Annotated in this window: 11 protein-coding genes; 8 read left to right on the top strand and 3 right to left on the bottom strand. The window is 45.8% G+C overall.

Annotation, left to right across the window (positions count from 1 at the left end):
- The first annotated feature begins 132 nt into the window (after window positions 1–132).
- The 6 genes from BCT11_RS22885 (at window position 133) to BCT11_RS22910 (ending at window position 9,088) form a co-directional block, all read left to right on the top strand.
- Complete coding sequence (locus BCT11_RS22885) at window positions 133–3,114, top strand: M6 family metalloprotease domain-containing protein (protein WP_102389357.1); 2,982 nt, start codon at window positions 133–135, stop codon at window positions 3,112–3,114.
- Window positions 3,115–3,284: 170 nt separating this feature from the next.
- Window positions 3,285–4,100, top strand: a complete 816-nt coding sequence (locus BCT11_RS22890; RefSeq protein WP_042602172.1) for a hypothetical protein — start codon at window positions 3,285–3,287, stop codon at window positions 4,098–4,100.
- A 178-nt stretch (window positions 4,101–4,278) separates the two neighbouring features.
- On the top strand, window positions 4,279–5,748 hold the full coding sequence (locus BCT11_RS22895) for a protein adenylyltransferase SelO (protein WP_102389358.1): 1,470 nt from the start codon (window positions 4,279–4,281) through the stop codon (window positions 5,746–5,748).
- Between the two features lie 216 nt (window positions 5,749–5,964).
- Window positions 5,965–6,963, top strand: coding sequence for a TRAP transporter substrate-binding protein (locus BCT11_RS22900; RefSeq protein ID WP_038865570.1), 999 nt, complete (start codon window positions 5,965–5,967; stop codon window positions 6,961–6,963).
- Window positions 6,964–7,051: 88 nt separating this feature from the next.
- Window positions 7,052–7,723: a TRAP transporter small permease gene (locus tag BCT11_RS22905; protein ID WP_038865567.1), complete on the top strand. Its 672-nt coding sequence runs from the start codon at window positions 7,052–7,054 to the stop codon at window positions 7,721–7,723.
- 3 nt (window positions 7,724–7,726) lie between these two features.
- Entirely contained in the window at window positions 7,727–9,088 is a 1,362-nt protein-coding gene (locus BCT11_RS22910; protein WP_039978295.1) for a TRAP transporter large permease, read from the top strand.
- Window positions 9,089–9,125: 37 nt separating this feature from the next.
- Here BCT11_RS22910 and BCT11_RS28470 read toward each other — a convergent pair whose 3' ends face one another.
- From BCT11_RS28470 to BCT11_RS22925, 3 genes are all read right to left on the bottom strand, one after another.
- Entirely contained in the window at window positions 9,126–9,308 is a 183-nt protein-coding gene (locus BCT11_RS28470; RefSeq protein WP_038879460.1) for a hypothetical protein, read from the bottom strand.
- A 77-nt stretch (window positions 9,309–9,385) separates the two neighbouring features.
- Window positions 9,386–10,723, bottom strand: a complete 1,338-nt coding sequence (locus tag BCT11_RS22920) for a sigma-54 dependent transcriptional regulator (protein ID WP_102389359.1) — start codon at window positions 10,721–10,723, stop codon at window positions 9,386–9,388.
- A gap of 12 nt (window positions 10,724–10,735) precedes the next feature.
- Window positions 10,736–12,532 (bottom strand): ATP-binding protein, encoded by a 1,797-nt coding sequence (locus BCT11_RS22925; RefSeq protein ID WP_102389360.1) that lies wholly within the window; start codon window positions 12,530–12,532, stop codon window positions 10,736–10,738.
- A gap of 523 nt (window positions 12,533–13,055) precedes the next feature.
- On the opposite strand from BCT11_RS22925, the gene tig reads away from it, so the two are divergent.
- Together tig and clpP are read left to right on the top strand one after the other, a co-directional pair.
- Window positions 13,056–14,363: a trigger factor gene (tig, locus tag BCT11_RS22930; RefSeq protein ID WP_038865559.1), complete on the top strand. Its 1,308-nt coding sequence runs from the start codon at window positions 13,056–13,058 to the stop codon at window positions 14,361–14,363.
- A gap of 105 nt (window positions 14,364–14,468) precedes the next feature.
- The gene (clpP, locus tag BCT11_RS22935) at window positions 14,469–15,095 is read left to right on the top strand and encodes an ATP-dependent Clp endopeptidase proteolytic subunit ClpP (RefSeq protein ID WP_005430931.1); all 627 of its coding nucleotides are present in this window, start codon (window positions 14,469–14,471) and stop codon (window positions 15,093–15,095) included.
- The last annotated feature ends 71 nt before the right edge of the window (window positions 15,096–15,166 follow it).

The raw sequence follows: 15,166 nt of genomic DNA on the forward strand, positions 1-15,166 counted from the left end.
GATTTATTTGCATTAGTAGTATTTCAATCCTTAACGATTTCTGTACTATCCCATAGTTCTTTCATATACAACTTGTTGTTTTATTTGCGTATGGAATGCGTAATTCGCGCATCGAACTCATGGAGCCGTAGTTTGAAGTTCAAGACACTAGCACTCACCATGCTGGCCGCTTTCGTATCTGGTCAAAGCATGGCAACCACCCCTCCTTCCCCCAATTGGCGAGTAGTCGCCCTAAGCGATGGTACTTCTAGTGATGTGATTCTGCGTGGTAGCGCAAGTTTTCACTGGCACGAAGATAAACAAGGTAATGCGCTGATCAAACAGGGTGAGACTTGGTTTTACGCCCAAATTGAACGTAAATCCGATCGCCCTGTTTTGGTTTCAACGGGTGTTGAAAAGACACAAGCAGCCACTGCACCTGCCATTGCAAAAAATCGCCCAAGCGTCTTGCTCAAGCAGTCGATGTCTTCATTGAAAGGCATAGAACCAAGAGCGCGCGCCAATATGATGCGCCAAGCTCAGGGAATTCAAGCGATGAGTGGGGCGAGTGTTAAGCAGCAACCACTATTGGTTGTCGAAGTGTCCTTTAATGATCAAGCGATGGTGCATGATTTCCAACCTTTGGTGTTTGGTGAAAATCGTCAAAGTGTGGTGGATTACTACGACAAGAACTCGAAAGGGCAATATCGTGTTGTTCCAGCCGTTGAAACATACGGGACGGAAAATGATGGTGTGATCGGTGTTAGCGTTGACCAAAACCACCCAGATTGTAACAGCAGTTTTGGTGGTGATGCGTGTGATGTAGAGACCAAGGCCGTTTTTGCGGAGGCCTATCAAAAATTGGACCCGTACTTAAACTTGGCCCAATACGATGTCAATGACAACGGGCGTATTGACCCGACAGAACTGTCAGTGATGTTTATTTTTGCTGGTGGTGACCGTTCGACAGACTATCTTGATCGCCCATCAATTTGGCCGCACAAATTCTCTCATGATGATGTAACCATCGACGGTAAAACGATCACAGAGTATTGCGTGTTTGCTGATTTCCAAGTGACGCACCAATCGACATTGGGAGTGATCGTTCACGAACTTGGTCATCTTATGCTTGGTTTACCGGACCTATACTCCTACAACGGTTTGGCCTCTATTGGTCAGTGGGGAGTGATGGGCGCTGGTTCATGGGCGATGAAACCAGGGGACAGCTATGCTGGCGATACCCCCGTTAATATGAGTGCGTGGAGCAAGCATGCCGCTGGGTTTGTCGTACCAGAAATCGCCCAAACGGACGAATCTTCCTCGGTATCGAATGGCGAGGTAGAGCTGGTTTACCTTGATCCTTACTTAAAAGAACATGGCCCTCGCGTTTACCTTGAAAATCGTACCCATGTTGATTACGACCGTGCATTGGCAGGAGAAGGTGTTCTCGCTACGTCGGTGAATATCTTGAATCCTTTCAATGGTGCTGGCGATATGCAGGTGCAAATCATGCAAGCCGATGGTGAGCGTGAGCTTGAGTGGGGATTCCCAAGTGACAGTGGCGATTTGTACCCAAATGGTGCTACGGCTATCTCTGATTTCTCTATTCCTAGCTTGAGTAGTATTACGGGATACAACACCGACGTCACTATTTCGAATATTACGAGTAACGCCAGTAGCGCGACCTTCTCATTAACGATGCCAAATGAGCCAAATAAATCGGCTTGGAAAAATTCGTTCTATCAAGGCTATGTGATGTCGGGAACGGATAACGCGTTGGGCATTTCTATTGACCTCAAAGCCGCATCGCAACTTGATGGCCTTCAGGTTTACGCCACGTTAGACAGCTTTGAGAATTCGATGAATTATAAGGTGTGGCGTTTCCCATCAACAGGTTTAGAAACTTACAGCCTGTGGTTAGAGGAAAGTGAAGCTCAGTTGCTACAAGAAGGTTCTTTGCAAGGTTCCTCACGTATTCTTTTTGATCAACCTAGTCAACTAAGTGCGGGTCATCACTTGCTAGTCGTTGAGCTTGAAGGTGGGCGTTTTGAAACTAATTTCAATTTTGAAAGTGCGTTAGCGACAGAATTGCAATCTCAACCAACGATGTGGGCTGGTCGCAGCAACGCGATTTACGCAAATGGTTTAACGAGACAAAGCTTTTCTTTCATTCCTTTCGCCGCCTTATTTGATATCGACACAAACAGCCTTGTTGAAGCAAAAGCCGATATCATTGAAACCGATAAGAATGTTTCTGTTGATCTGAACTTAATGGACAATGACTTTGTTGCTCCAGGTTATCAATTTAATGTTGAACACACGCAGCAACCGACACATGGATCTATTAGTGGGAATAAATACCAACCACAAATGGGCTTTGTAGGGACTGATCGTTTCCAATATCGTCTTGTTTCTTCTGATGGTGCATTGAACTCGGCATCAGTCACCGTTCAAGTGACAGTGAATGGTCAAAATGAAGCGCCAACCGCGAGTATTGACGTTGATACCAGCAGCATGAGTGTTGATGGCAAAGGAAGCTTATCAGCGGCATCGAGTACGGACCCAGATGGTGATGCGCTTGAATATACGTGGGTACAAACCTCCGGTACGGCAGCAACATTGACGAATACAAGCAGCGCAGACGCAAGTTTTAGTGTCGTTCAAGGTACGAAAGCCGGTGAGGTTCTAACGTTCCAAGTGACGGTCACCGATCCAAGCGGATTGTCTTCAAGTGCAACAGTCGATGTTGAAGTTGAGAATACTGCGCCGGTGACGCAACCAGACTCTGCCAGTGTTGAAGCGGGTAAGAGTATTGTGATTGATGTGTTGAGTAATGATTCGGATTTCAATGAAGACACACTCATATTGCAAAGTGTAAATAACTTGTCTGGAGACGGCTCTGCGAGTGTCCTTAACGGTAAAGTCGAATATCAAGCACCAGATGATGAAGTCGCGAACGTTCAGTTGGAATACACTGTTTCTGATGGCATGGGTGGTACTACCAAAGGATCCATCAATGTTTCCGTCGTGGCTTCAGTTAAGAGTGTCGATTTCAAAAAATCTGACAGTGGCGGTAGTGTCTCTTATTGGGCATTAATGCTACTGGCGCTACTTGGTCGACGTCGCCGTACTTAATTGATGTTTCAAAGCCACTCTTTTGAGTGGCTTTTTTCTGTTCATTCTTATTCCAACAATGTACTCATCGATCTTTTTACTATGAGATGAGTTTCACCTTTATTTTTGTACGCCTTCTATTCTTGAGGCGTAATCTATGGCTAGGTATTTATAAAAGTAAGGATATTTTTATGTCTGATAATCGGTTTTCTGTTGCGGCTATTTGCCAAGAAGCAGTAGTAATGGTCAGAGCAAATCTGCTCGCGATAGTTGTCGCTTGTATTCCTTTGATCGTGGTTCACACGATCTTTATTACCCAATACCAAGAAGCCCTAGTTCAAGGATCGCAAGAGCCTGACTTTTCTAACTTTGGTGCTGGTTTCTTTATTACGACTTTCCTTTTGTACCCGCTGGTTGCGGCAATGGCGGCGGTTCGCATCCACCGTATTTATCTTGCTCATGAATACATGCGTTCTGTTCTCGATGTGATGCGCTTATCCATGCGAGAGTTACGGTTTATTGGCTGGTGGATTTTGTTCGGTTTATCAATGGGCTTGATCATCGCGTTACCAATATTTCTCGTGACGTTTTTTATCGTCTTTGAAGGCGGAGAGATCAGTGAGTTCACAATGAACCTTGTTACCTTGCTGCTGAGTGTTCCGGGATACTGGGTTCTTTCCCGTTGGTCCTTAGTGTTACCTGCAACGGCGTTAGATCGTGAACCGAGAAGCCTTGGTAATGCATGGCGACAAAGTCGTCCTTTCAACAAGCAGATTTTTATTTTGATGGGGCTAATTCCTTTGGTTGTGGGATCGGTTAGTCAATTTGTGTTCGCTGAGTTCACCCATCTTTTCGCATTGGTCGTATCTGGCGTTATTTTCGGTATTTTTGGAGCCTTCCAAATCGCACTTCTATCTTTGAGTTATCGAACGATTCTGGATATCGAACGCGCTCAGTTTAAGGGTGTTCCAGACTCTCAGAGCGATGCTTACGAGTTTCGAGGGTAAGTCATCATGGCAGCCCCGTTAACGATGCTGTAAAGCGGGGCCGCTTCTTTTTACTCCTTTCGCTAAAGTGGTTTCTTTGATCTGCTCTTTCTGAAATACCCATGAATAATTCGTGGCTGAAAGCTATGGCATACAGGGCGTATACTTTCTAACAGGAAGCCGTATTTGAGGAACCATCATGCCTATCTTAGAAGGTGTCAATTTCACCCATCGATTTAGTGAACTACCATCTGCGTTTTTCACCTATGTTACTCCGCAGCTCTTAGACAATACGCGTTGGGTAGTGTGGAATGGCGAGTTTGCTCAACAGTTTGGTTTACCAGTGAAAGAGAGTGACGAGCTTTTGAAGGTATTTTCTGGGCAAACGGATTTTGTGCCTTTCGCGCCTTTAGCAATGAAGTACGCAGGTCATCAGTTTGGGGTTTATAACCCAGACTTGGGGGACGGTCGCGGCTTGTTGTTCGCTGAAATGCAGCACAATGATGGCACTTGGTTTGATATTCACCTCAAAGGAGCAGGGCTTACCCCGTACTCGCGAATGGGGGATGGCCGAGCGGTACTACGTTCTACTATTCGTGAATATCTGTGCAGTGAGGCGATGGCTGGGTTAGGCATTCCGACCACCAGAGCACTGGGTATGATGGACAGCGATACCCCCGTTTATCGCGAGAAGATGGAATATGGTGCGTTGTTGATTCGCGTAGCAGAAACGCACATCCGTTTTGGTCACTTCGAGCACTTCTTTTATACCAATCAACTTGCTGAGCAAAAGCTGCTCGCTGACAAAGTGATTGAATGGCACTTCCCTGCGTGCTCCCAAACGGAGAAGCCATACGCAGCTATGTTCGAGTCTATTGTGGAGAAAACCGCAGAGATGATTGCCTACTGGCAAGCTTACGGTTTTGCGCATGGCGTGATGAACACCGATAACATGTCGATACTCGGACAAACTTTCGACTATGGCCCGTTTGGCTTCCTCGACGATTATGATCCAAATTACATTTGTAACCATTCAGACTACCAAGGTCGTTATGCGTTTGAGCAGCAGCCACGCATCGCGCTGTGGAACTTATCTGCCTTAGCGCATGCATTATCGCCGTTGGTGGTGCGAGAAGATCTTGAAGCGGCGCTTGGTAAATTTGAAGTTCGCCTGAGCCAGAAATTCAGTGCACTGATGCGAGCCAAACTCGGTCTCCATACTAAGGTGGACGAAGATGGACGTTTGTTCGAAGCTATGTTTGAGCTGTTGAACCAAAACAAAGCTGACTACACTCGCTTCTTCCGTGAGTTGTCTAATCTCGATGTTAAGTCGCCTCAAGCTGTGATCGATTTGTTCCTTGATCGCGAAGCCGCTAATGCATGGGTGGATTTGTATCTTGCTCGCTGCGAATTAGAGGTTGATGAACGAGGTGAGTGTGTTAACGCAGCCACACGATGTGGACGCATGCGTCAAGTGAATCCGAAATACATCTTACGTAACTACCTTGCGCAGCTTGCCATTGATAAGGCAGAGGAGGGAGATTTCAGTGAAGTAAATCGTCTCGCTGAGTTGCTAAAGCACCCATTTGATGAACTGCCAGAGTTTGATGATTATGCCAAGTTACCTCCTGAGTGGGGTAAGACGATGGAAATCAGCTGCTCTTCCTAAAATGTGTCATTTCCCACCCATATAGCCTGTTCTCGTGGGTGGATTTAACCCCTTATCTTCACCATTGATTATTCTTTATTATTTAAGTTGCTGAATAATAGGGATTAATTAACTTGGCCTGCAACTTGCCCCTTGTTGAACATCCGTACCCATTACCCTCTACCCATTTAGGTACTCATGGAAAGGATGGGATGTGATTCAACAAGGAGAATAATAATGTTTAAACCTCTAACCCTTCTGTCTGTCTCTGCTCTTGCTGTCACTAGTTTTAACGCTGCCGCAAATTGTGACCCTGGTGAAACCGTCATCAAGTTCAGCCACGTAACTAACACTGATAAACACCCGAAAGGCATTGCAGCTTCGCTGCTAGAAAAGCGCGTGAACGAAGAGATGAACGGCAAAGTCTGTATGCAGGTTTTCCCTAACTCGACACTGTACGATGATAACAAGGTGCTTGAAGCGCTCCTTAATGGTGATGTTCAACTCGCTGCCCCTTCTCTTTCAAAGTTTGAGAAATTCACCAAAAAGTACCGCATCTTTGACCTTCCTTTTCTATTCGAAGACGTGGCGGCTGTTGACCGTTTCCAAAACTCAGAATCTGGCGAGAAGCTAAAGAACGCAATGAAGCGTCGTGGCTTACAAGGTCTCGCTTTCTGGCACAACGGTATGAAGCAGATGTCTGCCAACAAGCCATTAATGCTGCCAAGCGATGCCGAGGGGCTGAAGTTCCGCGTGCAAGCATCAGACGTTTTGGTCGCTCAGTTCGAGCAACTTGGTGCGAACCCGCAAAAAATGTCATTTAAAGAAGTGTACGGCGGTCTTCAAACCAAAGTTATAGATGGTCAAGAAAATACGTGGTCGAACATTTACGGTAAGAAGTTCTTCGAAGTACAAGATGGCATCACTGAAACCAACCACGGCATTCTGGATTACCTTGTTGTAACGTCAAACGACTTCTGGAAAAAACTCCCAGATGATCAACGCGAGCAGCTCAATACCATCATTCAAGAGGTAACAACTCAGCGCAATGCAGAATCGACACAAGTTAACCTTGCGAATAAGAACAACATCATTGAAGCGGGTGGGGTAGTTCGAACTCTAACGCCTGAGCAACGCCAAGAATGGGTGACTGCACTTCAACCTGTGTGGAAAAAGTTTGAGAAAGACATCGGTACCGATCTCATTGATGCCGCAATAGCGTCTAACCAACAATAAATATTACACGAGCACTACGATTGGCCCTCATGTACTCAGCGTTTTGAGGAAGAGGGCCCTTTTCTCCCAATAATGATGTGATGTAATTATGGAACAGACTTTTTTTGCCAAGGCAGGGCGAATCACTGACGCCTTAGAAGAAACGCTGATTGCATTTTTTCTCGGTGCAATGACATTGCTGACGTTTGCCAATGTGATTTTTCGCTATGTCTTTAACGACAATATACTTTGGGCGCTGGAGCTGACCGTATTCATGTTCGCATGGATGGTGTTGGTTGGTGCGTCTTATGGCGTAAAGAAACATTTTCACATTGGTGTCGATGTCATCATCAATATGGTTTCTGAGCCTAAACGTAAAATACTCGCGTTGCTTGCCGCTGTTTGCTGCCTAGCGTTTTCGGTTCTACTACTGATTGGTTCTTGGAATTACTGGTACCCATTTGCGACGGAGCGTGCATGGTATGAGACGGATGACATTCCAATGCCAGAGATGTTTCAATTCTTGGCCGATTGGCTTAATGAAGGTGAACGCTACGAAAAGCTACCAAGATTTATTCCTTACTTTGCGCTGCCACTTGGTATGGCGCTGCTGACGTTCCGTTTTGTACAAATTACATGGCAAATTGCGACAGGTAAACTCGACCGTCTAATTGCAGGTCATGAAGCGGAAGAAGAGTTAGAAGCGTTAAAGGAAGAGCTGAGTGAAGCGGCGGATGCCATTCCAAATAGTTCTTCTTCATCAGATCGCAAGGAGCAATAAACCATGGATATTCTGTTTTTATTCTTGATGGTGATTGGCTTCATGCTGATTGGTGTGCCAATTGCTGTCTCGCTGGGCCTTTCTAGTATTCTGTTCTTATTGATGCACTCGGATGCGTCTTTGGCCTCTGTTGCTCAAACTCTGTTTAATGCGTTTGCTGGTCACTACACCCTTTTAGCGATTCCCTTCTTTATTTTAGCCTCAAGCTTTATGTCTACCGGTGGTGTAGCCAAACGTATTATCCGCTTCGCGATCGCCATTGTCGGCTGGTTCCGTGGTGGCTTAGCGATGGCGTCGGTTGTGGCGTGTATGATGTTTGCCGCGCTTTCGGGGTCATCTCCAGCAACGGTAGTCGCGATTGGTAGCATCGTTATCGCCGGTATGATCAAAAACGGCTACTCGAAGGAGTTTGCGGCGGGTGTTATCTGTAATGCGGGGACATTGGGCATTTTGATTCCACCTTCAATTGTGATGGTTGTGTATGCCGCTGCGACGGATGTATCGGTGGGGCGTATGTTTCTTGGCGGTGTGATACCGGGCTTGCTTGCGGGTGTGATGTTGATGATTGCTATCTACATCGCCGCGAGGATTAAGAACTTACCCAAACAACCTTTTGTTGGCTGGAAAGAAACCTTCGATGCCGCTAAAGACGCCAGTTGGGGATTGTTGTTGGTGGTGATCATTCTTGGTGGTATTTACGGTGGTATCTTCACGCCAACAGAAGCCGCGGCGGTGGCAGCAGTTTATTCGTTTTTGATTGCCAACTTTATCTATAAAGATATGGGACCATTTGCGGATAAACATAATACCAAACCAGCGTTGGTGAAGATCTTCCAAACGTTTGTCCATAAAGACACCAAGCACACGCTCTATGAAGCCGGCAAACTGACCATCATGCTGTTGTTCATCATTGCCAATGCTTTGATTCTTAAACATGTACTGACGGAAGAACGCATCCCGCAAATGATCACTGAATCTATGCTGTCTGCGGGGCTCGGCCCGATCACCTTCTTAATTGTGGTCAACGTGTTGCTGCTGATTGGCGGTCAGTTTATGGAGCCTTCAGGGTTGTTGATTATCGTCGCACCTTTGGTTTTTCCAATTGCAATCGCACTAGGTATCGACCCTATTCACCTTGGTATTATGATGGTGGTGAATATGGAGATAGGCATGATAACGCCACCTGTGGGGCTTAATTTGTTTGTAACCGCCGGGGTGGCGAAAATGTCGATGATGAACGTGGTGAAAGCGGCTTTGCCTTGGGTGGCGGTGATGTTCTTATTCCTCATTATCGTAACGTATGTACCTTGGGTTTCGACTTGGCTACCAACCACGCTGATGGGACCAGAAATCATCACTAAGTAATGGTTTTTAGCCACAAAAGCAAAAGAGGTGTGACTGTTCACACCTCTTCGTTTATGGATTTATAGGTTGGCCTTCTCGGATCGGGTTTGATCCTCCGCTCGTAGCCAAGCCACTTCTTTTTGTTTTTGCGCCTATCTTCGCCAGAACGCCTTTCTTCTTGATAATGCCCGTCGACCATTACTGTATCAGTGATCACCGGTATTTTAATTTTTTCTGTCATATCCGTATGAGCCATCTTTTCGTTGTTATAAAAAGTATGATTCAAGTTGGATATAACAACAAACCGCAAACTGCGTTTTATTTATATAGATCTTTATCTATCTGATAGCGTTGCATTTTGTCATACAGGGTTTTTCGAGGCACATTCAATTGTTCCATGGTTTGCTTAATACTGCCGCGGCTTTCTAGTAAAACACTCTCTATTGCCGCTTTCTCAAATTCTGCCACTTGTTCTGCAAGGCTTGATGCCGTTGTTGGGTGAGAGGGTGTCTCTCCGAGTTGTATCAGCTTACCCAGTAAGACAAAGCGTTCGGCTGCGTTGCGCAGTTCACGAACATTACCGGGCCAATCATGGGCCATTAATTGAGCGAGATCTTGCGACGAAAGGCTAGGTGAGGTTTTACCATAACGTGATGCAGCGACTAACAGAAAGTGGTGGAACAGCGCAGGAATGTCCTCTTTTCGTTCGCGCATGGGTGGTAAGTCGAGCGTGACTACATTGAGACGATAATACAGGTCTTGTCTAAAGTAGCCTTCTTCAGCGGCTTGCTTTAAGTCGACCTTAGTTGCGGCAATGACTCTGATGTCCAATGGCAGTAATTCATTTGATCCTACTCGTTCAATCACTCTTTCTTGAAGAACACGTAGTAATCGAATTTGTGCCTGAATCGGCATAGATTCGATTTCATCTAAAAACAGAGTGCCGCCCTGAGCGAATTCAAATTTGCCGATACGACGGGTTTCTGCGCCGGTAAATGCGCCTTTTTCGTGACCGTACAACTCGCTCTCAATTAGGTTTTCCGGTACTGCGCCGCAATTTACTGCGACAAAGTTTTGATTGCGGCGAGCACTTTGCTCATGCAGCGAACGAGCAATCAGTTCTTTGCCTGTTCCTGTTTCGCCAAATAGTAAAATATCGGCGTTCGTATCCGCGATGTGACTGATGGTTTCGCGCAGCATTTGGATGCTAGGAGTTTCGCCGATAATTCTTGGCCCAAGGGTTTTGCTGGCTTTGAGTGACTGTCGCAGTTTTTCATTTTCGTCGGTGAGCTTTCGCTTCTCAATAGCCCGCTTAACGGTTTCTACTAGATGCTCTGGCGCAAAAGGTTTCTCGATAAAATCGTAAGCGCCCTGATGGAGAGCTTGTACAGCCATGGATATATCGCCATGTCCGGTGATCATGATGACGGGGAGGTTTGCATCGCGCTGAGTGAGTGTGGTCAGCAAATCCATTCCGGAAATGCCCGGCAAACAGATATCAGTGACAACGACGCCAGCCTCTTCGCCTTGCTGCATCGCAATTAAAGCCGATTCTGCATCGGAGAAAAACTTGGCGTCAATATCGGCAAGTTCGAAGGTTTGTTCTATCGCTAGTCTGAGATCGGCTTCGTCATCAATAAAAAATACCTGACACATGGTCTCATCCTTCTATGGTTTGGCGTGTGGTGAAACAATAGGTAAACAGAGTGAGAATCGAGCCCCACCTTGTTCTCTATTCTGAGCACTCAATTTACCGTTCATCCCGGCTAAGATTTGTTGGGAGATTGAAAGCCCTAACCCCAAACCGTTTTGTTTGGTGGTCAAAAACGGTTCGCACAATTCTGAGAGTGTGAATGCACCCAAACCTGAGCCGTTGTCATCGACATGAATCCAGACAGTTTTCGTTGTCTCATCACGTTCCACAGACAACGCCACTCGTTTCTGTTCTTGGACTTTCATTGCTTCAATCGCGTTGGTTAGCAGATTTACTAATACTTGCTCAAGCTGGATAGTATTGATGTACACATCGATATCATGCTCTGGAACATTCGTTTCTAATGTCACTCGCGCCGATTTGAACGCGGGCTTCATCAACTCTTGTGCCGACGCAACGACGGGTAATAGGCGGGTTTGAAGTAGTTCACTCCCACTGGTTTTCTTGGCAAAAGAACGCAATTGTTGGCTGATGTTTGCCATTCGATCGGTGAGTGCGGAAATGCGGGTGAGGTTATCTTCAACTCGTTCCCATTTTTCTTTTTGAAGAAATAGCTTCCCGTTCTCAGCAAAACTGCGAATGGCGGCGAGCGGGTTATTAAGCTCATGACTGATGCTTGCTGACATTTGCCCAAGTACCGCCAGTTTTGCGGCTTGTATCAACTCATCTTGCGTCAAGCGTAAGGTCTGTTCGGTTTCGGTACGCTGGGCAACTTCGGCTTGCAGCTCAGCGGTACGCGCCATGACTTGATATTCAAGTTTCTGATTGGCTTCTTGTTGAATTCGATCAAGTTGACGATGACGCTGCTGGCGGTGATAAACCAGTTGGCCTAGAAGGAATAAAACGGTAAAAGCTAGAGTCAAAACGAGCAAATAGCCCATGGTGAACCAAACCACCGTTTGCTTAGGCGAGAGTACCCGGATCGTCAGTTTGAGATCGTCAAGGGGCAGGGAAGAGATCACCAAGGTTCCTTTATTGTAAGGGTAGCCCTGCTTTACCTCAGAATGTGTCGGTAGCATGTCACCGACAAAACCAAGTGACTCAATATGAGTGTCTAAATACTGTCGGCTTGCCTGAACTTCGGCTTCTTTTATTTCATCAAGTGATTGTAGGCTTTTGAACAACCAGTTGTTACGGCTGCTCATAAACACTATGCCATTTGGGTCACTGGCGACGAAAACACTTTTAGGCTGCTGCCAATTGTCTTCTATCTTGTTCAAATCCATTTTGACCACCACGACACCAATTACGCCACCGGCATAGACGATGGGGTAGGAATAGTAATAGCCGCGTTTACCCGAAGTGGAGCCGAGGGCGTAATATTCACTTTTCTCACCGACAATGGCTTGCTTGAAATAAGGGCGAAAAGCGAAGTTGCGCCCCACAAATGAACGCTCTTTGCGCCAATTACTGGCGGCGATCGTCGTCCCCCATTTGTCGATCAAATAGGTGTCTGCCGCTTCAATCACGTGATTCACCGATTCTAGATAGCGATTGGTGATTTCGAGCTGCGCACTGTTATTCGGGGTTAGTAGTGCTTGTACCAAAGGTTCATCTTTGGATAGTAAATGGGGAATGTGCGCGTATTTGTCTAATTTGTTTTGGATATGACTGGAAAAACGTTCCAGCTGAGACTGGTGTTTTTCGAGCAAAGATTGGTAGCTGTGACTCCAAACCCAATGCCCTCCGATGAAAGCGCAAAGTAAATAGAAGGCAAAAAAAATCAGTAGAATACGGTTTTTCTGCGACATCATTACGCTCCTTGCCCCTTCCTTTGGTGACGTAAGAAAATGTTAATAGTTTGTAGTGATGAATAGGGATTTAGTTTTCAACTCTGTGGAGTAAAACAAGAGCAAGATCTCTTTTTAGGCTTTTCAATAAAAAAAGCAGTCGATTCTCTTGAAAAAGTCGCTATTGTCCCCATTCTAGATATGCTGGCTAAGGCGAAGCGATGCTAAAAGGGCATTTTTCGCAAAAATTGAGCCCGTATTCGAGAATTTAGCGCAGACAATGTCCACATAGTGGCTATTGGCTCGACAGGATTGCGACAGATCGCTAGAATGTCGCGTCTAAAAATTCTGTCCTGAGGCTAATAGGAGATACCTTTTGCGTTTGCGGAGGATATCACTGATTAGTCTGGTGTTGGTTTCCAGCATCGATACTCGGTTTTAACTTAGGTGTTCGGACAGAACACTACACAAGGATGAAGCGTGAACTCACAGAGTCTCGCTCATAAGCTCGGGAAGACCGAGCCACTTTAGAGGTTTATATATAATGCAAGTTACTGTTGAAACGCTAGAGGGCCTAGAGCGCCGTCTAAACATTACTGTTCCAGCTGCAAACATCGAAGACGCTGTAACAGCTGAACTACGCAACATCGCTAAAAACCGTCGTTTCGATGGTTTCCGTAAAGGTAAAGTGCCTCTAAAAATGGTTGCTAAGATGTACGGCAAAGCAGTACGTCAAGACGTTCTTGGTGAAGTTATGCAACGCCACTTCATCGAAGCGATCGTAAAAGAGAAAATCAACCCAGCAGGCGCTCCAACTTTCGCACCAGTTGAAAACAACGAAGGCGCTGACCTAGTTTTCGCTGCAACTTTCGAAGTTTACCCAGAAGTTGAGCTAAAAGGCCTAGACAGCATCACAGTTGAAAAACCAACAACTGAAGTTAACGATGCAGACGTAGAAGAGATGATCGAAACTCTACGTAAGCAACAAGCTACTTGGGCTGAAGTAGAAGAAGCTGCTGAAGCTGGTAAGCGTGTAAGCATCGACTTCGTTGGTTCTATCGATGGTGAAGAGTTCGAAGGCGGTAAAGCTGAGAACTTCCCACTAGAGATGGGCGCAGGTCGCATGATCCCAGGTTTCGAAGACGGTATCGAAGGTAAAACTAAAGGTATGGAATTCGAGATCGACGTAAACTTCCCAGAAGATTACCACGCTGAAAACCTAAAAGGTAAAGCTGCTAAGTTCGCAATCAAAGTGAACAAAGTTGAAGCTCGCGAACTACCAGAACTAAACGATGAATTCGTTTCTAAGTTCGGTGTTGCTGAAGGTGGCGTTGACGCACTTAAAGCTGAAGTTCGTAAGAACATGGAGCGCGAACTTAAGCAAGCTATTAAGAACCGCATCAAAGAGCAAGCTATCGACGGCCTAGTTGAGCAAAACGAAATCGACGTACCAGCTGCACTTATCGACCAAGAAATCCAAGTTCTACGTCAACAAGCTGCACAACGCTTCGGTGGTAACCCAGAAGCAGCTGCACAGCTTCCACGTGAACTATTCGAAGAGCAAGCTAAGCGTCGCGTAGTTGTTGGTCTTCTACTAGGTGAAGTAATTAAGTCTGAAGAGCTAAAAGCTGACGACGAGAAAGTGAAGTCTCTTATCGAAGAGATGGCAACAGCTTACGAAGATCCAACAGAAGTTATTGCTTACTACGAGCAAAACGAGCAAATGATGAACAACATGCGTAACGTTGCTCTAGAAGAGCAAGCAATCGACGCGATCATCGCTAAAGCACAGGTTACTGAGAAAGAAGTAAGCTTCAACGAGCTACTTAACCAACAACAACCTGCTGCTTAATAAGCAATATCTTGCGTAGAAGGTTGACTTAACGTCGACTATTCTGCTAACAATGGTCCGTATGATAGTCATCATCCGGGCCATTTATTTTAGGGACATAAGAATATGAGCTACCAAGAAAAAAATGCAATGTCGCCAATTATTGACGCGCTAGTGCCAATGGTGGTTGAACAAACTTCCCGCGGCGAACGCTCTTACGACATTTACTCACGTTTGCTTAAAGAGCGCGTGATCTTTTTAACCGGTCAAGTGGAAGACCACATGGCAAACCTTGTCGTGGCTCAGCTACTTTTCCTAGAATCTGAAAATCCAGATAAAGATATTTTCCTATACATCAACTCTCCAGGCGGCAGCGTGACTGCGGGTATGTCTATTTACGACACTATGCAGTTCATCAAGCCAAATGTGAGTACAGTATGTATGGGTCAAGCTTGCTCAATGGGTGCGTTCCTGCTTGCAGGTGGTGCGCCAGGTAAGCGTTACGTTCTGCCTAATTCACGTGTGATGATCCACCAACCACTTGGTGGTTTCCAAGGTCAAGCTTCTGATATCCAAATCCATGCTCAGGAAATCCTGACTATCAAGCAGAAGCTAAATAACCTATTGGCAGAGCATACTGGTCAGCCTCTTGAAGTGATTGAACGTGATACTGATCGTGATAACTTCATGTCGGCAGATCAGGCAGTAGAATACGGTATTGTGGATGCAGTGTTGAGCCATCGCGGCGAGTAATTTAGCCAGCGCATTTTGGCTAAATTTGATATACACTCAATTCATAAAGAGTAAAGGCTAAGAGGTTAGCG

This window comes from Vibrio sp. 10N.222.52.B12, from assembly GCF_002875385.1.
Lineage (GTDB): Bacteria > Pseudomonadota > Gammaproteobacteria > Enterobacterales > Vibrionaceae > Vibrio > Vibrio jasicida.

Excerpts from the sequence above, each read along its gene's own strand:
- BCT11_RS22890 (WP_042602172.1), top strand. The coding sequence starts at position 3,285 with ATGTCTGATAATCGGTTTTCTGTTGCGGCTATTTGCCAAGAAGCAGTA.
- BCT11_RS22895 (WP_102389358.1), top strand. The coding sequence starts at position 4,279 with ATGCCTATCTTAGAAGGTGTCAATTTCACCCATCGATTTAGTGAACTA.
- BCT11_RS22900 (WP_038865570.1), top strand. The coding sequence starts at position 5,965 with ATGTTTAAACCTCTAACCCTTCTGTCTGTCTCTGCTCTTGCTGTCACT.
- BCT11_RS22905 (WP_038865567.1), top strand. The coding sequence starts at position 7,052 with ATGGAACAGACTTTTTTTGCCAAGGCAGGGCGAATCACTGACGCCTTA.
- BCT11_RS22910 (WP_039978295.1), top strand. The coding sequence starts at position 7,727 with ATGGATATTCTGTTTTTATTCTTGATGGTGATTGGCTTCATGCTGATT.
- BCT11_RS28470 (WP_038879460.1), bottom strand. The coding sequence starts at position 9,308 with ATGACAGAAAAAATTAAAATACCGGTGATCACTGATACAGTAATGGTC.
- BCT11_RS22920 (WP_102389359.1), bottom strand. The coding sequence starts at position 10,723 with ATGTGTCAGGTATTTTTTATTGATGACGAAGCCGATCTCAGACTAGCG.
- BCT11_RS22925 (WP_102389360.1), bottom strand. The coding sequence starts at position 12,532 with ATGTCGCAGAAAAACCGTATTCTACTGATTTTTTTTGCCTTCTATTTA.
- tig (WP_038865559.1), top strand. The coding sequence starts at position 13,056 with ATGCAAGTTACTGTTGAAACGCTAGAGGGCCTAGAGCGCCGTCTAAAC.
- clpP (WP_005430931.1), top strand. The coding sequence starts at position 14,469 with ATGAGCTACCAAGAAAAAAATGCAATGTCGCCAATTATTGACGCGCTA.